17 protein-coding genes are annotated in these 25,386 nt (G+C 61.7%); 5 read left to right on the top strand and 12 right to left on the bottom strand.

The genetic code is table 11. The annotated features are described in order from the left end of the window. Positions 1-6: 6 nt before the first annotated feature. From OC605_RS12070 to OC605_RS12040, 7 genes are all read right to left on the bottom strand, one after another. Positions 7-2,718 (bottom strand): nitrate reductase, encoded by a 2,712-nt coding sequence (locus tag OC605_RS12070; protein WP_262137347.1) that lies wholly within the window; start codon positions 2,716-2,718, stop codon positions 7-9. Next, positions 2,718-3,035 carry a nitrite reductase small subunit NirD gene (nirD, locus tag OC605_RS12065; RefSeq protein ID WP_016773836.1) on the bottom strand — a complete coding sequence of 106 codons (318 nt, stop codon included), beginning with the start codon at positions 3,033-3,035 and terminating at the stop codon, positions 2,718-2,720. The genes OC605_RS12070 and nirD overlap by 1 nt, the downstream gene beginning before the upstream one ends. Beyond that, positions 3,032-5,485: a nitrite reductase large subunit NirB gene (gene nirB / locus OC605_RS12060; RefSeq protein WP_262137345.1), complete on the bottom strand. Its 2,454-nt coding sequence runs from the start codon at positions 5,483-5,485 to the stop codon at positions 3,032-3,034. Before nirB ends, nirD begins: the two co-directional genes overlap by 4 nt. 416 nt (positions 5,486-5,901) lie before the next feature. Further along, positions 5,902-7,572, bottom strand: coding sequence for a bifunctional protein-serine/threonine kinase/phosphatase (locus tag OC605_RS12055; RefSeq protein ID WP_262137343.1), 1,671 nt, complete (start codon positions 7,570-7,572; stop codon positions 5,902-5,904). A 7-nt stretch (positions 7,573-7,579) separates the two neighbouring features. Beyond that, positions 7,580-8,791 carry a nitrate/nitrite transporter gene (locus OC605_RS12050; protein WP_016773839.1) on the bottom strand — a complete coding sequence of 404 codons (1,212 nt, stop codon included), beginning with the start codon at positions 8,789-8,791 and terminating at the stop codon, positions 7,580-7,582. 432 nt (positions 8,792-9,223) lie between these two features. After that, positions 9,224-9,799, bottom strand: a complete 576-nt coding sequence (locus OC605_RS12045) for an ANTAR domain-containing response regulator (protein WP_007916390.1) — start codon at positions 9,797-9,799, stop codon at positions 9,224-9,226. Positions 9,800-9,814: 15 nt separating this feature from the next. Then, positions 9,815-11,026: a CmpA/NrtA family ABC transporter substrate-binding protein gene (locus OC605_RS12040; protein ID WP_262137341.1), complete on the bottom strand. Its 1,212-nt coding sequence runs from the start codon at positions 11,024-11,026 to the stop codon at positions 9,815-9,817. Between the two features lie 218 nt (positions 11,027-11,244). On the opposite strand from OC605_RS12040, the gene OC605_RS12035 reads away from it, so the two are divergent. Then, a complete protein-coding gene (locus OC605_RS12035; RefSeq protein ID WP_071171588.1) occupies positions 11,245-12,264 on the top strand; it encodes a quinone-dependent dihydroorotate dehydrogenase in 1,020 nt (339 codons plus the stop codon). Positions 12,265-12,561: 297 nt separating this feature from the next. On the opposite strand, the gene rmf is transcribed toward OC605_RS12035, so the two are convergent. Beyond that, the gene (gene rmf / locus OC605_RS12030; protein WP_003223300.1) at positions 12,562-12,777 is read right to left on the bottom strand and encodes a ribosome modulation factor; all 216 of its coding nucleotides are present in this window, start codon (positions 12,775-12,777) and stop codon (positions 12,562-12,564) included. A 530-nt stretch (positions 12,778-13,307) separates the two neighbouring features. On the opposite strand from rmf, the gene rlmKL reads away from it, so the two are divergent. Next, positions 13,308-15,578: a bifunctional 23S rRNA (guanine(2069)-N(7))-methyltransferase RlmK/23S rRNA (guanine(2445)-N(2))-methyltransferase RlmL gene (rlmKL, locus tag OC605_RS12025; RefSeq protein ID WP_262137339.1), complete on the top strand. Its 2,271-nt coding sequence runs from the start codon at positions 13,308-13,310 to the stop codon at positions 15,576-15,578. A 144-nt stretch (positions 15,579-15,722) separates the two neighbouring features. Further along, positions 15,723-18,107 carry a diguanylate cyclase gene (locus OC605_RS12020; RefSeq protein WP_262137337.1) on the top strand — a complete coding sequence of 795 codons (2,385 nt, stop codon included), beginning with the start codon at positions 15,723-15,725 and terminating at the stop codon, positions 18,105-18,107. Positions 18,108-18,252: 145 nt separating this feature from the next. On the opposite strand, the gene dacB is transcribed toward OC605_RS12020, so the two are convergent. Further along, a complete protein-coding gene (gene dacB / locus OC605_RS12015; protein ID WP_073473982.1) occupies positions 18,253-19,713 on the bottom strand; it encodes a D-alanyl-D-alanine carboxypeptidase/D-alanyl-D-alanine-endopeptidase in 1,461 nt (486 codons plus the stop codon). A gap of 234 nt (positions 19,714-19,947) precedes the next feature. On the opposite strand from dacB, the gene OC605_RS12010 reads away from it, so the two are divergent. Then, a complete protein-coding gene (locus OC605_RS12010; protein WP_016773843.1) occupies positions 19,948-20,292 on the top strand; it encodes a YggL family protein in 345 nt (114 codons plus the stop codon). Between the two features lie 242 nt (positions 20,293-20,534). On the opposite strand, the gene OC605_RS12005 is transcribed toward OC605_RS12010, so the two are convergent. Further along, positions 20,535-21,725, bottom strand: coding sequence for a benzoate/H(+) symporter BenE family transporter (locus OC605_RS12005; RefSeq protein WP_262137335.1), 1,191 nt, complete (start codon positions 21,723-21,725; stop codon positions 20,535-20,537). Between the two features lie 358 nt (positions 21,726-22,083). On the opposite strand from OC605_RS12005, the gene OC605_RS12000 reads away from it, so the two are divergent. Beyond that, positions 22,084-22,848 carry a GntR family transcriptional regulator gene (locus tag OC605_RS12000; protein WP_039763010.1) on the top strand — a complete coding sequence of 255 codons (765 nt, stop codon included), beginning with the start codon at positions 22,084-22,086 and terminating at the stop codon, positions 22,846-22,848. A gap of 249 nt (positions 22,849-23,097) precedes the next feature. Here the strand turns inward: OC605_RS12000 and guaD are convergent, their stop codons facing one another. Together guaD and xdhC are read right to left on the bottom strand one after the other, a co-directional pair. Further along, the gene (guaD, locus tag OC605_RS11995) at positions 23,098-24,402 is read right to left on the bottom strand and encodes a guanine deaminase (protein ID WP_197892681.1); all 1,305 of its coding nucleotides are present in this window, start codon (positions 24,400-24,402) and stop codon (positions 23,098-23,100) included. Positions 24,403-24,415: 13 nt separating this feature from the next. Then, positions 24,416-25,273, bottom strand: a complete 858-nt coding sequence (xdhC, locus tag OC605_RS11990; RefSeq protein WP_110601347.1) for a xanthine dehydrogenase accessory protein XdhC — start codon at positions 25,271-25,273, stop codon at positions 24,416-24,418. Positions 25,274-25,386 lie beyond the last annotated feature (113 nt).

The raw sequence follows: 25,386 nt of genomic DNA, 5'->3' as shown, positions 1-25,386 counted from the left end.
TCCTCGTTAAATGACCGCGACCGGCCGCGCTTCGGCAGCCAGCAGACGCTTGATTTCCGGCACGCAGGAGCCGCATTGCGTACCGCATCGGAGAGTTTTTTTCAGGCCTTGCAGATCCAGGCCTTGGCGAATGCCGGCGCAGACTGCGTTGAGGCTGACGTTTTCGCAATTGCACAAGGTCTTGTCGGTGGCGATCGCTCCGACAGTGCCCGGCGGCGCGCTCATCGGCGCGAGCAGCCAGCGCCGCAGTTGTTGGTCGGCGCGGCCCTCCAGCCACAGGCTCTGCAACCAGTGTTGCGCAAGGGTTTCCCCGGCCAGGCGAATCGCAGTGATACGGCCGTTTTCGATGCGCACCCGCTTGCCAATGGCGCGACGCGGATCGTCATAGGCCAGAACCGGGCCATCCAGCAGTGACAGACACTGGTCGATCTCACCCAGCAGCTGTGGATCCGGCGCCTGGCCGTGTGCAGCGCGTATCAGCAACGCTGGCCGCTCACGCCCGACAAGGCTGAGGCTAACGTAGGAAAACGCCTCGCACAGCGGTCGTAGCGTCTCGAAATGCCGTTGAACATCACCCTCGATCAAGGCGAACAGTTGCCAAGGCAGATTGACTGCCTCCAGACGCACGCCGCTGTGCTTGAGCTCCGGTTGTTTGGACAGCGGATCAAACGCCGGCAAGGTCAGCGTGTTGACGCCGCCCTTGAGATAGCGATCGCCCCAGTGCATCGGCAGGAACGCCTGACCCGGACGCACGCTGTCGTCGCTGCCGACCGCAACAATCACCGCGCCACGGCGGCTTTTCAGATTGACCAGATCGCCGGGCTGCAAGCGATGCCGGCGCATCTCGTCCGGGTGCAGGCTCAGCACGGCTTCGCTGACGTGGCCGAACAATTGCGCGGCGGTGCCGGTGCGGCTCATGCCGTGCCACTGGTCACGCAGGCGACCGGTGATCAAAGTCAGCGGAAAGCGCGCGTCGCGTTGTTCCTTGGCGGCGCGGTACGGATCGGCAATGAACTGCGCGCGACCATTGGCTGTAGGGAAAATGCCGTCGCCGTACAAGCGTGGCGTGCCTTGGCGGGCGCCGGCAGGGAAGGGCCATTGCTGCGGACCGATCTCGTCGATCAAGGCATGACTGATCCCGGACAGATCCAGGTCTCGCCCACGGGTCAGCGCTTTGAATTCATCAAACAACTGCGAAGGTCGATCGAAAGCGAACAGACTTGGCTGCCGAGGACGCAGACGTTTCTCCAGACGCTGTGCGAAATCCACCGTGATTGCCCAGTCCGGCCGCGCTTCGCCCGGTGCGACAACCGCTTTGCGCACGTGGGAAATGCGCCGCTCGGAGTTGGTCACCGAACCTTCTTTCTCGCCCCAACTGGCGGCGGGTAACAGCAGGTCGGCAAATGCAGCGGTTTCGGTGGTGCGAAAAGCTTCCTGCAATACCACAAAAGGGCAGGCCTCAAGCGCTGCGCGGACTGCGCTCTGATCAGGCATCGATTGCGCCGGATTGGTACAGGCAATCCACAGTGCTTTGATTTTGCCGCTGCGCAGGTTTTCGAACAGTTCGATGGCGCTCAGGCCCGGCGCCTCGGGCAAGCTCTCCACGCCCCAATACGCCGCCACCTCGGCGCGATGCTCCGGGTTGGCGGCATCGCGGTGACCGGGCAGCAAATTGGACAGACTGCCGGTTTCCCGCCCGCCCATGGCGTTCGGCTGACCCGTCAGGGAGAAAGGTCCTGCACCGGGCCGGCCGATTTGCCCGGTGGCCAGGTGCAGATTGATCAGCGCGCTGTTCTTTGCGCTGCCGGCGCTGGACTGATTCAGGCCCATGCACCACAGCGACAGGAAGCTCGGCGCAGTGCCGACCCATTCTGCGCATTGCTGCAGTTGCTCGATGCTGATGCCGCACAGCTGCGAAACCATTTGCGGGGTGTAATCGCGCACCAGCGTCTTGAGTTCGGCGAGGCCTTCGGTGTGCGCCTTGATGAAATCGCGATCGATCCAGTCTTCCCACAGCAGCAGATGCAAAATCCCATGGAACAAGGCGACATCGGTGCCCGGAAGAATCGCCAAGTGGAGGTCGGCCAAATCGCAGGTATCGGTGCGACGTGGGTCGATCACGATGACTTTCATCTGCGGGCGACGGGATTTGGCTTCTTCAAGTCGACGGAAAAGTACCGGATGGGCGTAGGCCATGTTACTGCCGACGATCATCACGCAGTCGCTGAGCTCCAGATCCTCATAACTGCACGGCGGCGCGTCGGCGCCGAGGCTGCGTTTGTAGCCGACCACCGCCGAGGACATGCACAGCCGCGAATTACTGTCGATGTTGTTGGTGCCGACCAGCGCCCGCGCCAGTTTGTTGAAGGCGTAGTAGTCCTCGGTGAGCAACTGCCCGGAGATGTAGAACGCCACGCTGTCCGGGCCGTGTTCGGCGATGGTTTCGGCAAACACGTTGGTCGCGTGGTCGAGGGCGGTATCCCAGTCAGTACGGCTGCGCGCCAGGCCTTTGCCCAAGCGCAGTTCCGGGTACAAGGCGCGGGCGGCGAGGTCGCCGGTCAGGTGCAGCGTCGAGCCTTTGCTGCACAGTTTGCCGAAGTTGGCCGGGTGCGCCGGATCGCCGCTGACGCCGAGGATGCGCTCGCCGTCATGCTCGATCAGTACGCCGCAGCCGACCCCGCAGTAACAGCAGGTCGAGGCGGTCGTCTGGCGGTTCATCAGATGGCGTCCCGCAGGGCCAGTTGCACCCGGCCATTCTCGACCCGCGCCGGATGGTGATGGGCACAGCCGATGTCTGGCGCCTGAGCTTCGCCGGTTTCCAGGTCGATCTGCCAGTTGTGCAGCGGGCAGGCCACGCGCTTGCCATAGATCAGGCCCTGCGACAGCGGCCCTCCCTTGTGCGGGCAGCGGTCATCGAGGGCGAAAACCTCGTCGTCGCTTGTACGAAAAATCGCGATGTCTCCTTTCGGCCCGGCAATGATCCGCGAACCGAGGGCGTTGATCTCTTCCAGCGCACAGATATCGAGCCAGTTCATGCCGGCACCTCCAGGTTTTTCACGGGGATCACGTCGAATTCTTTCTTCAGTTGCGGCTGCGCCAGGCGTTCTTTCCATGGGTCCTGTTCGAACGACAGGGAGAATTGCAGGCGCTCGTTCAGGGCCTTGCGCCGCTCGGCGTCTTCGAGCACGTTCTTCTTGATGTGCTCCATGCCGACCCGTTGCAGGTAGTGCACGGTGCGCTCGAGGTAGAAGGCTTCTTCGCGGTAGAGCTGCAGGAACGCGCCGTTGTATTCACGGACTTCTTCGGCAGTCTTGAGCTTGACGAAGAACTCGGCGACTTCGGTCTTGATCCCGCCGTTGCCACCGATGTACATCTCCCAGCCGGAGTCGACGCCGATAATTCCTACGTCCTTGATGCCCGCTTCCGAGCAGTTGCGTGGGCAACCGGACACTGCCAGCTTCACTTTGTGCGGCGACCACATGTTGAACAGGTCGTGCTCGAGTTCGATGCCCAGTTGCGTCGAGTTCTGCGTGCCGAAGCGGCAGAACTCGCTGCCGACGCAGGTTTTCACGGTGCGGATGGATTTGCCGTAGGCGTGGCCGGACGGCATGTCGAGGTCTTTCCAGACGCCGGGCAGATCCTGTTTCTTGATCCCCAGCAAGTCGATGCGCTGACCGCCGGTGACCTTGACCATCGGCACGTTGTACTTGTCGGCCACATCGGCGATCCGCCGCAGTTCCGATGGGTTGGTCACGCCGCCCCACATGCGCGGCACCACCGAATAGGTGCCGTCCTTCTGGATGTTGGCGTGGGCGCGTTCGTTGATCAGACGCGATTGCGGGTCGTCCTTGGCCTCGCCCGGCCAGGTGGAAATCAGGTAGTAGTTGAGCGCCGGGCGACAGGTCGCGCAGCCATTGGGCGTGCGCCAGTTCAGGTAACTCATGGTCTCGGCGATGGTCAGCAGGTGTTCCTGACGGATCGCCTGACGAATCTGCCCGTGGTTGAGATCGCTGCAACCGCAGATGGCTTTTTCGCTTTTCGGTTTGACGTCGGCCGCGCCACCCACCGTATTGATCAGGATCTGTTCAACAAGGCCGGCGCAGGAACCGCAGGAGCTGGCAGCCTTGGTGTGTTTCTTCACTTCATCGACGCTGAACAGGCCGTGTTCCTGAATCGCCTTGACGATGGTGCCCTTGCACACACCGTTGCAGCCGCAGACTTCGGCGCTGTCGGCCATGACCATGGCTTTGTCCTGGCCCTGATGTCCTACGTCGCCTAAAGCGTTTTCGCCGAACATGAGGTGATCGCGGATCTCGCCGATGGCGTGATTCTCACGAATCTGCCGGAAATACCAACCGCCATCTGCCGTATCGCCGTACAGACAGGCGCCGACCAGCACGTCATCCTTGATCACCAGTTTTTTGTACACGCCGCCGATCGGGTCGGAGAGGGTGATGGTCTCGGTGCCTTCGCCGCCCATGAAATCGCCGGCGGAGAACAGGTCGATGCCGGTGACTTTCAATTTGGTCGAAGTCACCGAGCCCTGATAGCGAGCGAAACCCAGTTGCGCGAGGTGATTGGCGCAGACCTTGGCTTGTTCGAACAGCGGCGCAACGAGGCCGTAGGCAATGCCGCGATGGCTGGCGCATTCGCCGATTGCGTAGATGCGCGGGTCGTAGGTTTGCAGGGTGTCGTTGACCAGAATCCCGCGATTGCACGGAATGCCGGCCTTTTCTGCCAGTTCGGTGTTGGGGCGGATGCCGGCGGCCATCACCACCAGATCGGCAGGAATGATGTCGCCGTTCATGAACTGCACCGAACCGACCCGGCCATTGCCGGCATCGTGCAAGGCTTGGGTCTGTTCGCACAGGCGAAAATGCAGGCCACGGGATTCCAGCGCCGATTGCAGAAGCTGGCCGCTGGTCTTGTCCAGTTGCCGCTCGAGCAGCCATTCGCCGAGGTGCACCACGGTCACGTGCATGCCGCGCAGCATCAGGCCATTGGCCGCTTCGAGGCCGAGCAGGCCGCCGCCGATGACCACGGCGTGCTTGTGGGTCCTGGCGGTGTCGATCATGGCCTGGGTGTCGGCGATGTCGCGATAGCCGATCACGCCCTGCAAAGTGTTGCCGGGGATTGGCAGGATGAACGGGGTCGAGCCGGTGGCAATCAGCAGGCGATCGTACTCGGCTTCGGTGCCGTCCTCGGCAATCACTCGGCGTTTGACCCGGTCGATCTCCACCACTTTGCGGTTGAGCAGCAACTTGATGTTGTTTTCCAGGTACCAGTCGAGGTCGTTGAGGACGATCTCTTCGAACGTCTGCTCGCCGGCCAGCACCGGCGACAGCAGGATGCGGTTGTAGTTGGTGTGCGGTTCGGCGCCGAAGACGGTGATGTCGTAGAGCTCGTCGCTCAGCTTGAGCAGTTCTTCCAGGGTACGCACCCCGGCCATGCCATTGCCGATCATCACCAGTTTGAGTTTTTTCATCAGGTTCTCCGGGAGCTGCGGCTGGCCTCTGGTGGGCCGTCGGGCCTTGCTCGACAAATTTTGCGCAAACAAAAAAAGGCGTCCCGCTAGTTGCCTAGCGAGGACGCCTTTGTCCTGGTCCCGTTCTCTCGGGAAGCGCAGCCTTCGTCGTTGAAGGTTGGGCTTTATGTATGGTGAAAAGGGTTATGCAGTGGTTGTGCCAACTACGCGAAGCGCGGTTTTATTGGTTAGGCGCGGTTATAGCGTTGATTTTTTGCACCGAATCGAAGCGGGTTGCCCGTTCGTGGAGCGTTCAGGCACATAGAGTTGTGGTGATTGGGCTGACGCCTTCGCGAGCAAGCTCGCTCCCACAGGGGGCTGTGGTGTTCACAAATGCCCTGTGGGAGCGAGCTTGCTCGCGAATGGCGCGGCGCGGTTCAGCCATGAAACAACAAAACCAGCAGCACCACATTCCCCAGCAACGCCACCAACGCCATGGTCCGCCAGACCTTCAACGGCTCCCGTTCCAACAAAGGCCGGGGCCGCACACTCAAACTTTGCCGCTCACCCTGTTCCAGCACCAGCAGCCACTCTTCGGCGGTTTCAAAGCGTTGTTGCGGATCGGCGGCAACGCCACGTTCCAGACTTTGCGCCAGCCATTCCGGCAAGTCCGGGCGATAGCGACTGGCACTCACCGGCACGCCGAATCGGGGCCGCTGAAACGCTTCGATTTCGCCATAGGGAAAATGCCCGGTGAGCAGGTAATAGAGAGTGACACCGACTGAATACAAATCCTGCTGCGCACTCGGTGGTTCGCCGCGAAACGCTTCCGGGGCGATGAAACCAGGCGTTCCCGGCAGGGTCGACGGCGCGTCCTCCGACAGTCCCGAGCAATAAGCCAAGCCGAAATCCAGCAGGCGCAGCTCGCCGTCGTCACCTAGCAGCAGGTTTTCCGGTTTGATGTCGCGGTGCAGAATCTGCCGTCGATGCAGCAGCCCGACCGCGCGCAACAGCCGCTCGGCGATGTCCTGCCACTGCGCCAAAGGCAACGGGCCGTTGTGTTGAAACACGTCGGCCAGCGTCGTCCCGGCGTATTCGCGCATCACGTAGTACAAATGCTGACGCTGAGTGCAGGCATGGATTTGCGGAAAATGCCGGCCGGCCACGCGCTTGAGGAACCATTCTTCCGACAGCAGCGCCTGCCCGGCCTGCGGGTCGTCGGCGAGCCGCGCCGGCAAGGTCTTCAATAGCCAAGGCTGGCCCTGACTATCGAGCACGCGATACAGCAATGATTGCTGGCTCTGGCCGATGATGCCTTGCACCTGCCAGCCTTCAAACGCTTGCCCGGGTTTCAGCGTTGGCGGCAGTGGCCATTGCTGCAATTGCACCAGCGCATCGCCGATGCTCGCTTCGCCCAGCGCATCGACGCGCACCAGCAGGGCACTGGCGTTGTCCTGACTGCCGGCCAGATGCGCGGCGTTGACCAAGGTTTGCGCCGCGCTGGGCAGATCCGCTTGATCGCGCAGAATCGCCGCGATCGCGGTATCGCCCAGGGTCGACCAGACGCCGTCGCTGAGCAGAACGAAGCTTTCGCCCTCACGCAGTTCGCCGTCGAGGAAATCCAGCACCAGATGTTGATCGAGCCCGAGCGCACGCTTGAGCACGTGTTGCATGCCCGGTTGCTCCCAAACGTGATCCTCGCTGATGCGCTGCAAGCGCTCGGCGTGCCAGCGATAGACCCGGCAATCGCCGACGTGGGCGAGGGTGAAGCGTCGACCGCGCATCACCAGCGCGCTGACCGTGGTCAGCAGCGGTTGTCCACCGCCGTTGGCCTGCAGCCAGCGATTTTGCGCGAGCAGCAGGCGATCCAGCGCCTGGGCCACGCTCCAGGTTTCCGGCGTCGCGTAGTAGTCCATTGCCAGCGCCTGCAAGGTCGAACGCGCGGCGAGGCCGCCATCGGCGCACTGGCTGACGCCGTCGGCGATGGCGAATAGAAAGCCCTTGCTCAGCGCCAGTGCCGGCGCCGGTGTCACCGAACGCAGGGCGTCCTGATTCTCCGCGCGCGGGCCGGTGGCACTGGCTTCGGCGAAACTCAGTTGCAGGGCCATCGAGGCCTCAGACCCGCGCCGCCGTTACCGCCGCCGAACCCCAGGTGGTTCTCCAGCGACGCTTGACGCCGTGCAGGCCAAACCAAGCCAACACACCAAGGCTGGCGAACAACCACAGCGCCAGTTGATAACTGCCGGTGCTTTGCTTGATCGCGCCCATACCGGCCGCGAGGGCGAAGCCGCCGATACCGCCGGCCATGCCGATCAGCCCGGTCATCACGCCGATCTCCAGACGAAAGCGCTGCGGCACCAGTTGGAAAACCGCACCGTTGCCGGCGCCCAAGCCGAGCATGGTGCAGACGAAAAGCGCCAGCGCGGCGTAGGAACTTGGCAGATTGAAGCCCACCGCTGCGATGCAGATGGCAGCGACGGTGTACATCGCCAGCAAAGTGCGGATGCCGCCGAAACGATCGGCCAGCGCGCCACCCAGCGGCCGCATCAGGCTGCCGCCGAACACGCAGGCAGCGGTGTAGTAGCCGGCGGTCACCGGGCTCAGACCGTATTGATCGTTGAAGTAACCGGGCAGGGCGCTGGCCAGGCCGATGAAGCCGCCGAAGGTGACGCTGTAGAAAAACATGAACCACCAGCTGTCGCGATCACCGAGGGCCTTGAAGTAGTCGGCCATGGCTTTCGGTTTTGGCCGCTGCGGGGCATTTTTTGCCAACAGGGCGAACAGCACCAAGGTCAAAACCAGCGGGATCAGGGCGAAACCGAAGACATTGCTCCAGCCGAACGCGGCGGCAATCACTGGCGCCAGCAGCGCGGCGAACACGGTGCCGGAGTTGCCCGCACCGGCGATGCCCATGGCTTTGCCTTGGTGCTCTGGCGGGTACCACTGCGAGGCCAGCGGCAGCGCCACGGCGAACGACGCGCCGGCCATGCCGAGGAACAGGCCGAGGATCAGCGCCTGTTCATAACTGTGGATGCCGAGTTTCCAGGCGCCGAACAGCGCGCAGATGACGATGACCTGGCCGATCAGTCCGGCGGTCTTCGGCGACAAGCGATCAGCGAGCATGCCCATGGCGAAGCGCAACACCGCGCCGGCGAGAATCGGCGTGGCGACGACGAGGCCGCGCTGCTGGGTGGTCAGGTGCAGGTCGGCGGCAATCTGCACCGCCAGCGGGCCGAGCAGGTACCAGACCATGAAGCTCAGGTCGAAATACAGGAAGGCCGCGAACAGGGTCGGGGTATGGCCGGATTTCCAGAAGCTTGAATTCATCGCGCACCTCGGCTGAAAAGAGTCTCGAAAGGAGTCATGCACAGCAGGTGGAGCGCCTCACGGCCGCACCACCGGCCCCGCTCTGTGGGGCCAAAACGCAAAAACGCCGCTACCTGATTCGCCGAGGGGCGAACGGGGTGAGCGACGTCTTTGTCGTAGGTGGGGCAACCGCCGTTGGTTACCTGTGCGGTTTACTTAGCGAGATTTGTGCCAACAGCTGAAAAGCAAAAGCCCCTCACCCTAGCCCTCTCCCAGAGGGAGAGGGAACCGAGCGGGGGATGGCCGAGTCATTTGCCGATCTGAACGATTTCGAGTGAATCCATAATCGACTCGGTCGTTCAGGTCGGCGGACAGCGCAAGACAACGCGGTCGGTCCCCTCTCCCTCCGGGAGAGGGCTAGGGTGAGGGGGCTCTTGATTTGCAGCGAAGATTTCAGCCCAGCAACTCACTCATGGCAATGATCTGCTCCGCCACCTGAATCAGCTTCTGCTGGCGGCTCATAGCCTGGCGGCGCATCAGCGTATAGGCCTCTTCCTCGTTGCAATCCTTCATCTTCATCAATAAACCCTTGGCCAGTTCAATGCGCTTGCGCTCGGCCAGTTGCTGGTCACGGGCCTGCAACTGCGCGCGCAGGGCCTGGTCACTCTCAAAGCGCGCCATCGCCACATCGAGAATCGGCTGCAACCGTTGTGCGTGAATGCCTTCGACGATGTAGGCACTGACCCCGGACTTGATCGCCTGACGCATCACCCCCGGGTCATGTTCGTCGGTAAACATCACGATCGGCCGGGGCTGGTCGCGGCTGACCAGCACCACTTGCTCCATGACATCGCGGCTCGGTGACTCGGTATCGATCAGGATCACGTCCGGGCGCACCGTTTCGACGCGCGCGGGGAGGTCGATGGTCAGGCCGGACTCGTCGATCACTTCGAAGCCGGCCTCGGTCAGCGCCGCTTTCAGGCGTCCGACTTTTTTTGCGGTGTCGTTGATCAGCAGAATGCGCAACATGTTCGCGGTCTCCTGTCAGCGGCGGGCGAGAAGGGGTGCATCGTCGTTCAACGCGTGCAGCTTGAAACTGCGCGCATAGCCCGCCGGATCGCTGCCGTCCCAGACCTTGCCGTCGAGCAACTGGCTGCTGCGCAGGTCGGCGTGCGAAGCCGCAATACCGACAGCGCTCGCTGCCTCGCGGTACAGATCCAGACGCTGAACCTGGCGGGCGACGGCCAGATAATCCGGATCCTCGCGCAACAGACCCCAGCGACGGAACTGGGTCATGAACCACATGCCGTCGGAAAGGTAGGGCAGATTGACCTCGCCATCGCCATGAAAACGCAGCGCATGCGGATCCTGCCAGCGATTGCCGAGGCCGTCGGCGTAATCCCCCATGAAACGCGGCTCGATGCACGCGGCGGGGGTGTCGAGGTACTCCGCAGCGCTGAGCAATTGCGCGGTGCTGCGGCGGTTTTCCGGGCTTTCTTCGATGAAGCGGCTGGCCTCAAGAATGGCCATGACCAGCGCCCGCGCGGTGTTGGGATATTGCTCGACGAATTCGCGGGTGCAGCCGAGGACTTTTTCCGGGTGGTCGGGCCAGATGCTCTGGCTGGTCGCCAGGGTGAAACCGAGATTCTGCTGCACGGCGCTGGCCGCCCACGGTTCGCCGACGCAAAAGCCGTCGATGCGCCCGGCTTGCAGGTGCGCGACCATTTGCGGCGGCGGCACGACCACGCTGTCGACGTCTTGCAACGGATGAATGCCCTGGCTCGCCAGCCAGTAATAAAGCCACATCGCATGGGTGCCGGTGGGGAAGGTCTGGGCGAAGGTCAGTTTTGCGCGGCTTTGGTGCACATACCGATCGAGCGCTTCAGGACTGTTCACGCCAGCCTGTTGCAAACCATGGGACAGGTTCAGGCTCTGGCCATTCTGGTTCAGGCCCATCAGCACCGCCATGTCGGTCGGGGCGACGCCGCCGATGCCCAGGTGCACCGCATAAATCAGCCCGTACAGGCTGTGCGCGGCATCCAGTTCGCCGCTGACCAGTTTGTCGCGCAAGTTGGCCCATGACGCCTGACGCTTGAGGTTCAGGGTCAGGCCGTAGGGCTGGGCGAAGCCCTGGGTGGCGGCGACCACCACCGAGGCGCAGTCGCTCAGCGCCATGAAGCCTAGATCGATCGCGCTCTTTTCCGGCGCATCGCTGCCATTGACCCAGGCCAGAGGCCCCAAGGACGTTTCGTTCATACGCTACCTCAAAAAAAACGTCGTCCCGGATTCTGCGCAGGCAAAACCCGGGGACGACGCCATTGTCCTGGCCTGCGCGCCGTCATTGGTCGGCAGACTGATGAGCGGGGTGGTGCAAGGCATATGCCAGTCGCCTGATTCGCGCAGGCGCCTCGCGCCGGGGGACGATGCCCGGCTATAATCGCCGCCTCTTTTCGCCGCCCGAGTCATTGCCGCCCATGTACACCCTGGCCCGTCAGCTGTTGTTCAAACTTTCCCCGGAAACCTCCCACGATCTGTCGCTGGATCTGATCGGCGCGGGTGGACGTTTGGGCCTCAACGGCTTGCTGTGCAAGGCGCCAGCGAAGATGCCGGTGACCGTCATGGGGCTCGAATTCCCGAACCCGGTGGGGCTGGCGGCAGGTCTGGACAAGAACGGCGCGGCCATCGACGGCTTTGCGCAACTGGGTTTCGGTTTTGTCGAAATCGGCACCGTTACCCCGCGTCCGCAGCCGGGTAACCCGAAACCACGGATCTTCCGCCTGCCGGAAGCCGAGGCGATCATCAACCGTATGGGCTTCAACAACCTCGGTGTGGATAACCTGCTGGCGCGGGTCGCTGCGGCAAAATACCAAGGCGTGCTGGGCATCAACATCGGCAAGAACTTCGATACCCCGGTCGAGCGTGCGGTCGACGATTACCTGATCTGCCTGGACAAGGTTTACGCCCACGCCAGCTACGTCACCGTCAACGTCAGCTCGCCAAACACCCCGGGCCTGCGCAGCCTGCAGTTCGGTGACTCGCTCAAGCAATTGCTCGCTGATCTGGCCACCCGTCGCGCCGAACTGGCCCTGCGTCACGGCAAGCATGTGCCGCTGGCGATCAAGATCGCGCCGGACATGACCGACGAAGAGACTGCGCAGGTTGCCCAGGCATTGATCGAAACCGGCATGGACGCGGTCATCGCCACCAATACGACTTTGAGCCGTGTCGGCGTCGAAGGCATGGAGCACGGCGACGAGGCGGGCGGTCTGTCCGGCGCGCCGGTGCGTGAGAAGAGCACCCATACCGTGAAAGTGCTGGCGGGCGAATTGGCCGGGCGTTTGCCGATCATTGCTGCGGGCGGGATTACCGAAGGCAAGCACGCGGCGGAGAAGATCACTGCCGGTGCAAGCCTGGTGCAGATCTATTCGGGCTTCATCTACAAAGGCCCGGCGCTGATTCGTGAATCGGTAGACGCCATCGCCGCGTTGCGCTGAGGATTGCCGAGGCGTTGGGGGGCCTTTGTGGCGAGGGGATTTATCCCCGCTGGGCTGCCCAGCAGCCCCAAACCTTGCACATTGATATGCCGGGTAAATTGAAGTTCGGACTTCGCGACTTCTGCGCAGCCGAGCGGGGATAAATCCCCTCGCCACGTGGAACCGGTTAACCCTTTTTGCAGGCATTAAAAAGGGCTCCTCGAAGGAGCCCCTGGGCCGTAGCCCGCCGTCCGGGAAGGACGTGCGTGGTTAATTCATTGCAAATTCAGATTGTCGTGTCGGAATAAATGCCCTGTGTCAGCCGACGGCGTGAAGTTCGTTGAGTCTGTGGATTCCCGCAGTGCCGGTCATACCGTCCCAGTTGTCGCCGCGTCCTTCTCGCCAGCCGTTGATCCAGGCTTGACGTACCGACGGTAGAGTAAATGGGCAAAGCTCACGGGATTTGCCACCAACGCCATATTGATATCCGCGCAAAAATGCTCTTTCCAACGGATCACGCTTAAGTCTTCTCATAGGGTGTTTCCCTCACTTGTTGACTGTAGTGTCGCGTTGACCTCAATTGAGGTCTGGCAGAAAAAACCTGCCATCGTGCGGCTCGCTGCCGGCGTGGCGAGCCAAGGTGTTGACGCCGTTGCGACGTCAACCTGTGCTCAGTTCTAACCAATGAGTCACATAGAGGGAATGATCGTTTTGTCATAAGCACGTAACGTAAAGGATGCTATGGCGATAAGTAACCGCGTATTTATTCAACGTTCAATGCGCAAACCCCGGTATGATCGGCGCCCCGCTGACTCAGGGGGTTAATCCTTTAGTGAGAATGACCCACGTTTGCGCTTGGGTAATATTCGACGAAGGGTCGCTTTCAGTCTTTTTGTTGCACCAACTTTTTTATCTGTCCCGGCATCTAAGCTCTTTTAACCCGAGCAGCGGGGATGGAACGGCACACCTTCGTGCCACGCGGGCGCTCTTTCAGAAAAGCGCCTGATTGAAAACCGGGTCGGCAATGCGTTGCCGGCCCACTAGCCAAAGGCTCTGGAATTACCATGTCCGATCGTTTCGAACTCTTCCTCACTTGCCCCAAAGGCCTTGAAGGCCTGCTCATCGAGGAAGCCGTCGGGCTTGGCCTTGAAGAAGCGCGCGAGCACACCTCCGCCGTGCGTGGCATGGCGACCATGGAAACCGCCTATCGCCTGTGCCTCTGGTCGCGTCTGGCCAACCGTGTGTTGCTGGTGCTCAAGCGTTTCCCGATGAAGGACGCCGAAGACCTCTACCACGGCGTGCTCGACATCGACTGGCAGGATCACATGCTCAGCGACGGCACCCTGGCCGTTGAATTCAGCGGCCACGGCTCGGGCATCGACAACACCCATTTCGGCGCGCTGAAAGTCAAAGACGCCATCGTCGACAAACTGCGCACGCCGCAGGGCGATCGTCCATCCATCGACAAACTCAACCCGGACCTGCGCATTCACCTGCGTCTGGATCGCGGCGAAGCGATTCTGTCCCTCGACCTCTCCGGCCACAGCCTGCACCAGCGCGGCTATCGCTTGCAGCAGGGCGCGGCGCCGCTGAAGGAAAACCTCGCGGCGGCAATCCTCATTCGTTCCGGCTGGCCGCGTATTGCTGCCGAAGGCGGCGCGCTGGCTGACCCGATGTGCGGTGTCGGTACGTTCCTCGTCGAAGCCGGGATGATTGCCGCCGACATGGCGCCGAACCTGCGTCGCGAGCAGTGGGGCTTTACCGCGTGGCTCGGTCACGTGCCGGCACTGTGGAAAAAACTCCACGAAGAAGCCGTCGAGCGTGCCGCCGCCGGTCTGGGCAAACCGCCGCTGTGGATTCGCGGTTACGAAGCCGATCCACGATTGATTCAGCCGGGCCGCAACAACGTTGAGCGCGCCGGCCTCAGCGAGTGGATCAAGATCTACCAGGGCGAAGTGGCGACCTTCGAGCCGCGCCCGGATCAGAACCAGAAAGGCCTGGTGATCTGCAACCCGCCGTACGGCGAGCGTCTCGGTGACGAAGCCAGCCTGCTCTATCTCTATCAGAATCTGGGCGAGCGTCTGCGTCAGGCCTGCCTGAACTGGGAAGCGGCGGTGTTCACCGGCGCCCCGGATCTGGGCAAGCGCATGGGTATCCGCAGCCACAAACAGTATTCGTTCTGGAACGGCGCGCTGCCGTGCAAACTGCTGCTGATCAAGGTTCTGCCGGATCAGTTCGTCACTGGCGAACGTCGCACCCCGGAACAGCGTCAGGCCGAGCGCGAGCAAGCGGCTTACGATCAGACCCCGGACGAGCCGCAAGAGCGCAAGTTCAACAAGAACGGCAACCCGATCAAGCCGACGCCAGCCCCGGCGCCAGTGATCGAGCAGCCGCGCCTGAGCGAAGGCGGGCAGATGTTTGCCAATCGCTTGCAGAAAAATCTCAAGGCGATGGGCAAGTGGGTCAAGCGCGAAGGCATCGATTGCTACCGCGTCTATGATGCCGACATGCCGGAATACGCGATGGCCATCGACCTGTACCACGACTGGGTGCACGTTCAGGAATACGCCGCGCCGAAATCCATCGACCCGGAAAAAGCCTCGGCGCGCATGTTCGATGCGCTGGCGGCCATTCCGCAGGCGTTAAACGTCGACAAGAACCGCGTGGTGGTCAAGCGCCGCGAGCGGCAGAGCGGCACCAAGCAGTACGAGCGTCAGGCGGCGCAGGGCAAGTTCGTCGAGGTCAATGAGGGTGGCGTGAAGTTGCTGGTCAACCTCACCGACTACCTCGACACCGGTCTGTTCCTCGATCACCGGCCGATGCGCATGCGCATTCAGAAAGAGGCGGCCGGCAAACGCTTCCTCAATCTGTTCTGCTACACCGCGACCGCCAGCGTGCACGCGGCCAAGGGCGGCGCGCGCAGCACCACCAGCGTCGACCTGTCGAAAACCTATCTGGACTGGGCGCGGCGCAACCTGTCGTTGAACGGTTTCTCGGACAAGAACCGTCTGGAGCAGGGCGATGTGATGGCGTGGCTGGAAAGCAGCCGTGACGAATACGACCTGATCTTCATCGACCCGCCGACGTTCTCCAACTCCAAGCGCATGGAAGGCATCTTCGATGTGCAGCGCGATCAGGTGCAGTTGATCGACTTGGCGATGGCGCGGCTGGCACCGGGTGGCGTGCTGTATTTCTCCAACAACTTCCGCAAGTTCCAGTTGGAGGAAAACCTCGCCGAGCGTTATGCGGTCGAGGAAATCAGCGCGCAGACCATTGATCCGGATTTCGCCCGCAATACCAAGATCCACCGCGCCTGGAAAATCACGGCTCGTTGACGCTTTCACTGGTTGGATCCACAGAGCCTTGATTTTTAACGGCTCGGTGGATCCAGCGGTGCTGGCTAAATTAGTGGCTAATAGCTATAACTCACACACCGCCAATGGGGTTTTCCCGCAAATCTGGCGGAGTGAGTCGTGCTTATGCCGTTGCACCCCGTGCGCCCGAAAATCCTCGGTTTCATCAGTGAAGACGTCTCAGCCTGGCTGGTCGCTTTGCTGGTGTTGCTTGCCGGCGGGATTCTCACCGGGCTGCTCGCATGGGGCACCTTCAACCAGTTTCAGCAACAATCGCGTCAGCGTTTCCAACTGCTGGCCAACGAACGCTACAGCCGCATCGCCGAACGTTTTCAGGACCAGGAGCAACGTCTCGATAGTCTGCGGCGGTTCTTCGCCAATTCCGAGTCAGTGTCCCGCGCCGAATTCGACGGGTACTCCCGACCCTTATTGCTGCGCACCCAAGCCTACACTTACGCGCCGCGAGTCAGCGGTGCTGAACGGGCCGCGTTTGAACAGCAGGTGCGTGACGAAGGCCTGAGCGAGTTCACCATTCGCGAACTGGACGCCAAAGGCGAATTGCAACTGGCGCCGCCGCGCGATGAATACGTGCCGGTGCTCTACACGCAGACCCAAAGCCGACTGGCGCCACCGCTGGGCTACGACTTGCTCGCCCAACCCTTGCGCCGCGAAACCCTGCAACGCGCCGACCAGATCGGCAGCATGGCGGTGTCGCAACCTATGCATCTGGTCGGGATTGAGCCGTCGTACGCGCGTGGGGTGTTGCTGTTGGCGCCGGTCAGTCGCGCTGAAGAATCACGGCCATTCGGCTATGTGATGGCGGTGATCAGCATGCGCCAGTTGCTCGCCGACGGACTGCCCGATGCCCTGCACGATTACCTGTCGGTGCGCATTCTCGACCTGTCGACCCAAGGTCAGCACGAGGCGCTGTTCGAATCGAGCAACGAGGCGGTGCCCGGCGATCTGGCGGCGACGCGTTTGCTGCGCATGGCCGATCACGACTATCAGGTCGATATCCTGCCAAGCTACGCCTTCATGCAGGCCAACCATTCGTCGGTGGGCAGCGTGATCATTCTGGGCGGCTTGCTCAGCGCACTGCTCAGCGCCTTGCTTTACGTGCTGGTCAGCCAGCGCCAGCGCGCGGTGCGCCTGGTCGAGGTGCGCACCCAGGAATTGCACGAGCGCGAGCAGGAACTGCGCGGCACCCACGGTCAGTTGCGCGGCGTGCTGAATGCCGCCACTCAGGTCGCGATCATTGCCACCGACCTGCGCGGGGTGATCAACACCTTCAACCCCGGCGCCGAGCAAATGCTCGGCTACAGCAGCGCCGAAGTCGTTGGGCGCATGACCCTGGAGAACCTGCATTTGCCACGGGAACTGGCGGCGCGTTCGGCCGAGTTGAGTGCGCGCTACGGCAAAAGCATTCCGACTTGCCACGCGATGCTGGTCGAGGGCGGCGAAGTCGGCGGCCACGAGGCACGCGAATGGACGCTGGTGCGCAGCGATGGCAGTCACCTGCCGGTGAACATGCTCGCCACCCCGGTGCTTGACGAACAAGGCCTGTGGGTCGGTCATCTGGCGATCTGCATCGACATCACCGAACGCAAACGCGTGCACGAGGTGCTGGCAGCACGCGACACATTGCTGAAGAAGCTCAGCGCCCATGTTCCCGGTGGCATCTACCAATTCAAGATGGAATTCGACGGACGCTTCAGCGTGATCTACGCCAGCGATGGCATCCGCGAAATCTACGAGCTGGAGCCGGATGTGCTGCTGCTCGACTCCGAGGCGATCTTCAGTCGTATCCACCCGCAGGATGCGATTCGCGTGCGCAGCTCGATCCGCGAATCGGCGGAAAATCTCAGCCCCTGGCGCGAGGAGTACCGCGTGCAACTGCCCGAGCGCGGTCTGCGCTGGGTGCGCGGCGAGGCGACACCGGAAGAGCTGCCGGGCGGCGGAGTGCTGTGGCACGGTTATATATCGGATATCTCCGATCTCAAGCGCGTGGAAGAAGAATTGCGCGCGTTGTCGATCACCGACTCGCTGACCGGCATTCACAACCGCCGCTATTTCCAGGAGCGCCTGACCACCGAAATGGCCCGGGTCGAGCGTGGCGGCGGCGAGTTGTCGGTGATCATGCTCGACATCGACCACTTCAAGCGCATCAACGATCAGTTCGGCCACGCCGTCGGCGACCGCGTGCTGCAAGCAGTCTGCGAGCGGATCGGCCATCGCCTGCGCCGCACCGACGTGTTCTGCCGTTTGGGCGGTGAAGAGTTCATGGTGCTGTGCCCGGATATCGACGGCGAACACGCCTACATGCTGGCGATGGAGTTGTGGGAAGGTTTGCGTAGCGCACCGGTGGACGTGGTCGGCTTGGTCACCGCCAGTTTCGGCATCGCCAGCTGGCGCCCGGGGGAGGGCGCAGATGCATTGTTGCTGCGCGCCGACTCAGGGGTTTATGCAGCGAAGCAGAATGGCCGGGATCGGGTTGAGCGGGAGATGAGCTGAGCCGCTGATGCTCGATACACCACAAACCTGTGGGAGCTGGCTTGCCAGCGATAGGGTCATTCCAGTCAGCATATTCGGTGACTGACAGTCCGCTATCGCTGGCAAGCCAGCTCCCACAGGGTTTTGTGATGTGGCTTGGATTGCGTTAGAGCACCGAAGCGGTCTGCGGCAGTTTCGGCTGTTTGTACAGATCCAGCAGCACCTGATCGAGTACCGACGAGGCGCCGAACGGGGCCTTGTCGTTAAGGATCGCTACCACCGCCCAGGTATTGCCATTCACGTCACGGCTGAAACCGGCGATCGCGCGCACGGTGTTCAGGGTGCCGGTCTTGACGTGGGCTTCGCCGCGCATCGCCGTGGTTTTCAGACGTTTGCGCATGGTGCCGTCGGTGCCGGCAATCGGCAGCGAGCTGATGTACTCGGCGGCGTACGGGCTGTGCCAGGCGGCCTGCAGCATGTTGGCCATCTCACGTGCACTGACCCGCTCGGCCCGCGACAGACCAGAGCCATTCTCCATCACCAGATGCGGCGCGGTGATGCCTTTCTTCGCCAGCCACTGCCGCACTACGCGCTGCGCAGCCCGGGCGTCGTCACCGTCGGCATCGTTGCGGAAACGCTGGCCAAGACTGAGGAACAGCTGCTGGGCCATGGTGTTGTTACTGTATTTGTTGATGTCGCGGATGATCTCGGCCAGATCCGGCGAGTACGCGCGGGCGAGCAGTTTGGCGCCGCTCGGCGTCGGTGCCAGACGATCCTTGCCCTGGATGCTGCCACCCAGCTCCTTCCAGATCGCCCGCACGGCGCCAGCGGTGTAGGTCGCGTGGTCGAGCAGCGACAGGTAAGTCTGCGAGCTGCAGCCTTCGCCCAACTGGCCGCCGACGGTTACGGTCACGCTGCCATCGGCCTGCGGCACCGGGTTGTAGCGCACGCCGCCGGTGCATTGCTTGGACGGCAGGGCTTTGACGGTGTTTTCGATGCGGATGCTGGCAATCGGCGGTTCAACCGAAATCAGTACGCGGCCACCGTCATTGCGCGCAACAAAGCGCAGGGCCTTGAGGTTGACCAGCAATGAGTCGGGTTTGACCAGGAACGGCTTGTTGTCGTCGTTGCCGTCATCGTTGAATTCCGGCAATTGCGGCTGCACGAAGAAGTTGCGGTCGAGGATCAAATCGCCGGTGATCTGGGTCACGCCGTTGGCGCGCAAGTCACGCATCAACAGCCAGAGTTTCTCCATGTTCAGCTTCGGGTCACCGCCACCCTTGAGGTAGAGATTGCCGTTGAGAATGCCGCCGTTCAGGTCGCCGTCGGTGTAGAACTCGGTTTTCCACTGATGGTTGGGGCCGAGCATTTCCAGCGCCGCGTAAGTGGTGACCAGTTTCATTGTCGAGGCCGGATTGACCGAGACGTCGGCGTTGAACACGGTCGGCGTGCCCGGACCGTCGAGCGGCACCATCACCAGCGACAGCGCAGTGGGCTGCAACTTGCTGGCCTTGAGGGCTTTTTCGACGTTCGGGGTGAGGGAAGTGTTGATGGTGGCAGCGGAGACAGGCAGGGCCAGAGGCAGAAGAAGGCCGGCGAGAAACAGTGGACGCAACGATTTGATCATATGCAATAAAACCCTGCAAAAGAGGGGAAAAAAGACGAGGACATGGATGAAAAGGCCCTCAGTGGTCATGAAAGTGTCGGCATTATGCCCCAAGCTGTAACAGCTTGTGCCGTGTCGCGACCGGCCAATCGCTTATTTTTTTACAGGCGGTCGGCCGTGGTGGCCAGAGAGGCGGGCAATCGCCGGCTTAAACTGGTAAAGTGCCGGCCGTTATTACTTAAGAGGATTGTTCCAATGGCGACTAACCGTTCCCAGCGTCTGCGCAAAAAACTGTGCGTTGATGAATTTCAAGAGCTGGGTTTCGAACTGAACCTGGACTTCAAAGAAGACTTGTCCGAAGAAGCCATTGACGCTTTCCTCGAAGCATTCATCAAAGAAGCCATGGAAGCCAACGGTCTGGGTTATGTTGGCGGCGACGACTTCGGTCTGGTGTGCCTGCAGAAGCGTGGCTCGGTCAACGAAGAGCAGCGCGCTGCCGTTGAAGCCTGGCTGAAAAACCGCTCCGAGCTGACCAAGTACGAAGTCAGCCCGCTGCTGGACGTGTGGTATCCGGAAAAGCCGATCAACGCGGCCAAGTGATACTGAAAAAAACGGCGACCTGAGGGTCGCCGTTTTTTTTGTCTGGTGTTTGGGTGGTACGGCTTGGGTTTGGTGGTGGATTCGCCCCTCACCCCAGCCCTCTCCCGAGGGAGAGGGGGCCGATTTGTGGGCTTTTCGGGATGTGAGTTCGACTTGGTATCCCTCGTCGGCGTATATCTTCCGAGCACCTGGGTCAGTCCCCTCTCCCTTTGGGAGAGGGTTAGGGTGAGGGGCTTTTGATCTTAAGCTCTGCGCCAATTCAAAATCACCAGCGTCAAAACCCCCGCCACAATCCCCCAAAACGCCGAACCAATGGAAAACAGCGTCAACCCCGACGCCGTGACCATGAAAGTGATCAACGCCGCTTCCCGTTCCTTCACCTCGCTCATGGCAATGCTCAAGCCATTGATGATCGAGCCGAACAACGCCAGCGCAGCAATCGACAGCACCAGTTCTTTCGGCAACGCCGCAAACAATGCCGCCAACGTCGCGCCGAAGACCCCGGCAATCCCGTAGAACACCCCGCACCAAACCGCTGCGGTGTAGCGCTTGTTGCGATCTTCATGGGCATGCGGGCCGGTGCAGATCGCCGCGCTGATCGCTGCGAGGTTGATGCCGTGGGAGCCGAACGGCGCCAACAGCAGCGAGGCGATGCCGGTGGTGGTGATCAGTGGCGAGGCCGGGACGTTATAGCCATCGGCGCGCAGCACGGCGATGCCGGGCATGTTCTGCGAGGTCATCGCCACCACGAACAGCGGAATGCCGATACTGATGGTTGCGGCCAGAGAGAAGTGCGGCGTGGTCCAGACCGGGGTGGCGACTTCCAAGTGAAAGCCGCTGAAATCCAGCAGCCCCATGAAGCCCGACAGCGCAGTGCCGATCAGCAGCGCCGCGAGCACGGCATAGCGTGGCGACAGGCGCTTGACCAGCAGATAGGTGAAGAACATCCCCAGCACCAGCCCGGTACGGTGTTGCGCGGCGACGAAGATTTCGCTGCCGATCTTGAACAGAATCCCTGCCAGCAGAGCTGCCGCCAAAGAAGCCGGGATCTTTCTCACCAGCCGTTCGAAGCTGCCGGTCAGGCCGCAGATCGTCACCAGCACCGCGCACGTGATGTAGGCGCCGATCGCCTCGCCGTAACTGACGCCGCCCAGGCTGGTGATCAGCAACGCCGCGCCGGGGGTCGACCAGGCGATGGTGATCGGTGTGCGATAGCGCAGCGACAGGCCGATCGAACACACTGCCATGCCGATCGAAATCGCCCAGATCCACGAGGAAATCTGCCCGCTGCTCAGGCCGGCCGCTTGCCCGGCCTGGAACATCAGCACCAGCGAACTGGTGTAACCGGTCATCATCGCGATGAAACCGGCGACGATGGCGGAAGGCGAAGTGTCGGCCAGAGGGCGCAGGCGGGCGTGGGTGGCGTCGGTCATGACGGCGGTGTTCCTTATAGCAATGGAGATGTCCGCCACAACACAGAACCTCTGTGGGAGCGAGCCTGCTCGCGAAAGCGGTAGGTCAGTCAACATTCATAGTGAATGTGGAATGGCTTTCGCGAGCAGGCTCGCTCCCACGAGGGATTGCGGTCATGCAGCGGATTCTGCGATCAAGCCTAAACTCAAACGTAACCCAGCGTTGCAATACAGCCGCAGGCGCAAACAGCCGTACAGTCGTGTTGCCACCATTCATTGTGTACAATCGCGCTGTTTTTTACGCGATACTTGCCAGCGACCTACTGTGCCGTATTACAGTCACGGTCTATTCGCCGCAGTTTTCCCGATTCGAGTGCCCATGAACGAACAGTTGCAACCCCTCAAGAAACAACCGCGAGCAGGCAAAGCCGGCCGCAGCGGAACCCAGGACGATATTGTCTACGCGCATATCTTCGAGGCCATCCTCGAACAGCGTCTGGCGCCCGGTACCAAGTTGAGCGAAGAAGCGCTGGGGGAAATCTTCGGGGTCAGCCGCACCATCATTCGCCGCGCGCTGTCGCGTCTGGCCCATGAAGGCGTGGTGCTGTTGCGGCCAAACCGTGGCGCCGTGGTGGCCAGCCCGAGCGTTGAAGAGGCGCGTCAGGTGTTTCTCGCACGGCGTCTGGTCGAGCGGGCGATCACTGAACTGGCGGTGCAACATGCCACTGCCGAGCAGATCGCCGAACTGCGGCAGATGGTCAACGACGAGCGCGACAGCTTCTCCCGTGGCGATCGTGGTGCCGGTATTCGTCTGTCAGGCGAATTCCACCTGAAACTGGCGGAAGCGGCGATGAACGCACCGTTGATCAGCTTCCAGCGCAGCCTGGTGTCGCAGACTTCATTGATCATCGCCCAGTACGAAAGCGGTAACCGCTCGCATTGTTCGTACGACGAACACACGCAGTTGATCGACGCCATCGAAAAGCGCGACGGCGAACTGGCGGTGAACCTGATGATGCATCACATGGATCACATCGACAGCAAGCTCAACCTCGACGAGGAAGGCGCGTCGGATGATCTGCATGCGGTGTTCTCGCATTTGTTGCAGACCAAGAAGCCGGGGCGCTCGAGCGCCAAACTCTGAGCTGAAACCGAGTCGCGGCTTTCGCGAGCAGGCTCGCCCCCACAGGGGAATGCATTTCAAAGGTGGGAGCGAGCCTGCTCGCGAAGACAACCTGACCGGCAACAAAAATCCCCCGGGGTAAACACCACCGGGGATGATCGTTCCCACGCTCCGCGTGGGAATGTCTCTAGGGACGCTCCGCGTCCAGTGACGCGGAGCGTCACGGGCTGCATTCCCACGCAGAGCGTGGGAACGATCAGTGCGAAGAGGTTAGCGCTGATGCACCAGCGTCCCCGCAGCGTAAGTCTGCTGCACCGTCCGGTCATCGCCCAAGGTCATCAACACAAACAACGTCTCGGCAATGTTATTCGACTGCTTCAAGCGATAACTCAGCAGCGGCGTGGCGTTGTAATCCAGCACCAGGAAGTCGGCATCGGAGCCCGGTTGCAGGTTGCCGATCCTGTCTTCCAGGCGCAGCGCCCGCGCACCACCGAGGGTCGCCAGATACAACGATTTGAACGGACTCAGGCGCGCGCCCTGCAGTTGCATGACCTTGTAGGCTTCGTTGAGGGTTTGCAGCAGTGAGAAACTGGTACCGCCGCCGACGTCGGTGCCGAGGCCGACATTGAGCTTGTGCTTTTCCGCCATCGGCAGGTTGAACAGGCCGCTGCCGAGGAACAGGTTCGAGGTCGGGCAGAACGAGATCGCCGAGCCGGTTTCCGCCAGTCGCGCGCATTCTTCGTCACACAGGTGCACGCCGTGGGCGAATACCGAGCGTTCGCCAAGCAACTGGTAGTGATCGTAGACGTCGAGGTAACCCTTGCGCTCCGGGAACAGCTCTTTGACCCACTCGATTTCCTTGAGGTTTTCGCTGATGTGGGTCTGCATGTACAGATCCGGATATTCCGTCAGCAATTGCCCGGCGAGGGTCAGTTGTTCCGGGGTGCTGGTGGGGGCGAATCGCGGCGTCACCGCATAGTGCAAGCGACCCTTGCCGTGCCAGCGCTCGATCAGCGCCTTGCTGTCGACGTAGCTGGATTCGGCGGTATCGACCAGATAATCCGGGGCATTGCGGTCCATCATCACCTTGCCGGCGATCATGCGCAGATCTAGCTTTTCCGCCGCTTCGAAAAACGAATTGACTGACTGCGGGTGCACGCTGCCGAACACCAGCGCCGTGGTGGTGCCGTTGCGCAGCAGTTCCTTGATGAAAATATCGGCCACTTCGTCGGCGTGAGCCTTATCACCAAACTGGCTTTCGCAGGGAAAGGTGTAGGTGTTCAGCCAGTCGAGCAGTTGCTCGCCGTAGGAGCCGACCATGCCGGTCTGCGGCAGGTGAATGTGTGTGTCGATAAAGCCCGGTGTGATCAGCGCATCCTGATAATGGTTGATCTCGATATCTGCCGGCAGGGTTGGCAGCAGTTCGCTGGCGTGGCCGAGGGCACTGATCTTGCCGTCGTCGACCACCAGCAGGCCGTCCTCGAAATATTCATAGGAGGCTTCGATGCCGACTTCGGCAGGGTCGGCAATGCTGTGCAGAATGGCGGCGCGGTAGGCTTTGCGAGTCAGAGGCATGAGGGTTCTCTAATCAGTTTGAGGCTTTGAGTTTGGCGGACTGGCTGCGGCGCGAGGCGGGCAGCAATCGGGCAATCGGTTCGGCGCGGGCGCTGTGCTGGCCGAAATTGGCGTTGTAAGTGGCGATGATTTCGCCGGCGATGGAAATGGCGATTTCCACAGGCAATTTGCCTTTGACTTCGCCGATGCCCATCGGGCAGCGCATGCGCTGCACCACGCTCGGGTCGAAACCACGATCACGCAGACGGTGTTCGAACTTGGCGCGTTTGGTTTTCGAGCCGATCAGGCCGAACCAGGTGAAATCGTTGCGCTTGAGAATCGCCGCGGTCAGTTCCAGATCGAGCTGATGATTGTGGGTCATGACGATGCAGTAGCTGCCGGCGGGCAGGTCATCGACTTCATCCACCGGCTCTTCGCTGACGATTTTACGCACGCCGTGGGGGATGTGGTCGGGGAACTCGGCCTCGCGCGAATCGATCCAGCGCACCCGGCAGGGCAGGCTGGCCAGCAGCGGCACGAGGGCGCGACCGACGTGCCCGGCACCGAACACGGCAATCTGCGCCTGCACCTGGCCCATCGGTTCGAACAGCAACACCGTGGCGCCGCCGCAGCACTGGCCGAGGCTGGCACCGAGGCTGAAGCGCTCCAGATGGGTGTCCTGCTTGCCGCTGGCGAGCATCTCGCGGGCGATCTGCATGGCTTTGAATTCCAGATGCCCGCCACCAATGGTGTCGAACAGGCGGTCGGCGCTGACGACCATTTTCGAGCCGGCATTGCGTGGCGTCGAGCCAAGTTCTTCGATGATCGTCACCAGCACACAGGGTTCGCCCTGATTCTGCAGGTCGGCGAGGGCGTCGATCCAGTTGTACATACACACCTCTCAGATCGTTCCCACGCTCTGCGTGGGAATGCATCACTGGACGCTCCGCGTCCGCTGTTCAGGATGCGACGCAGAGCGTCGCGGGCTGCATTCCCACGCAGAGC

This window comes from Pseudomonas sp. Marseille-Q5117 (assembly GCF_946901175.1).
Lineage (GTDB): Bacteria > Pseudomonadota > Gammaproteobacteria > Pseudomonadales > Pseudomonadaceae > Aquipseudomonas > Aquipseudomonas iranensis.
This window is presented reverse-complemented; position numbering and strand designations above follow the sequence as displayed.

Excerpts from the sequence above, each read along its gene's own strand:
- rlmKL (WP_262137339.1), top strand. The coding sequence starts at position 13,308 with ATGTCCGATCGTTTCGAACTCTTCCTCACTTGCCCCAAAGGCCTTGAA.
- nirB (WP_262137345.1), bottom strand. The coding sequence starts at position 5,485 with ATGAAAAAACTCAAACTGGTGATGATCGGCAATGGCATGGCCGGGGTG.
- nirD (WP_016773836.1), bottom strand. The coding sequence starts at position 3,035 with ATGAACTGGCTCGATATCTGTGCGCTGGAAGAGATCAACGCCCTCGGT.
- dacB (WP_073473982.1), bottom strand. The coding sequence starts at position 19,713 with ATGATCAAATCGTTGCGTCCACTGTTTCTCGCCGGCCTTCTTCTGCCT.
- guaD (WP_197892681.1), bottom strand. The coding sequence starts at position 24,402 with ATGCCTCTGACTCGCAAAGCCTACCGCGCCGCCATTCTGCACAGCATT.
- OC605_RS12000 (WP_039763010.1), top strand. The coding sequence starts at position 22,084 with ATGAACGAACAGTTGCAACCCCTCAAGAAACAACCGCGAGCAGGCAAA.
- xdhC (WP_110601347.1), bottom strand. The coding sequence starts at position 25,273 with ATGTACAACTGGATCGACGCCCTCGCCGACCTGCAGAATCAGGGCGAA.
- OC605_RS12005 (WP_262137335.1), bottom strand. The coding sequence starts at position 21,725 with ATGACCGACGCCACCCACGCCCGCCTGCGCCCTCTGGCCGACACTTCG.
- rmf (WP_003223300.1), bottom strand. The coding sequence starts at position 12,777 with ATGAGAAGACTTAAGCGTGATCCGTTGGAAAGAGCATTTTTGCGCGGA.
- OC605_RS12020 (WP_262137337.1), top strand. The coding sequence starts at position 15,723 with ATGCCGTTGCACCCCGTGCGCCCGAAAATCCTCGGTTTCATCAGTGAA.
- OC605_RS12070 (WP_262137347.1), bottom strand. The coding sequence starts at position 2,718 with ATGAACCGCCAGACGACCGCCTCGACCTGCTGTTACTGCGGGGTCGGC.
- OC605_RS12035 (WP_071171588.1), top strand. The coding sequence starts at position 11,245 with ATGTACACCCTGGCCCGTCAGCTGTTGTTCAAACTTTCCCCGGAAACC.
- OC605_RS12045 (WP_007916390.1), bottom strand. The coding sequence starts at position 9,799 with ATGTTGCGCATTCTGCTGATCAACGACACCGCAAAAAAAGTCGGACGC.
- OC605_RS12040 (WP_262137341.1), bottom strand. The coding sequence starts at position 11,026 with ATGAACGAAACGTCCTTGGGGCCTCTGGCCTGGGTCAATGGCAGCGAT.
- OC605_RS12055 (WP_262137343.1), bottom strand. The coding sequence starts at position 7,572 with ATGGCCCTGCAACTGAGTTTCGCCGAAGCCAGTGCCACCGGCCCGCGC.
- OC605_RS12050 (WP_016773839.1), bottom strand. The coding sequence starts at position 8,791 with ATGAATTCAAGCTTCTGGAAATCCGGCCATACCCCGACCCTGTTCGCG.
- OC605_RS12010 (WP_016773843.1), top strand. The coding sequence starts at position 19,948 with ATGGCGACTAACCGTTCCCAGCGTCTGCGCAAAAAACTGTGCGTTGAT.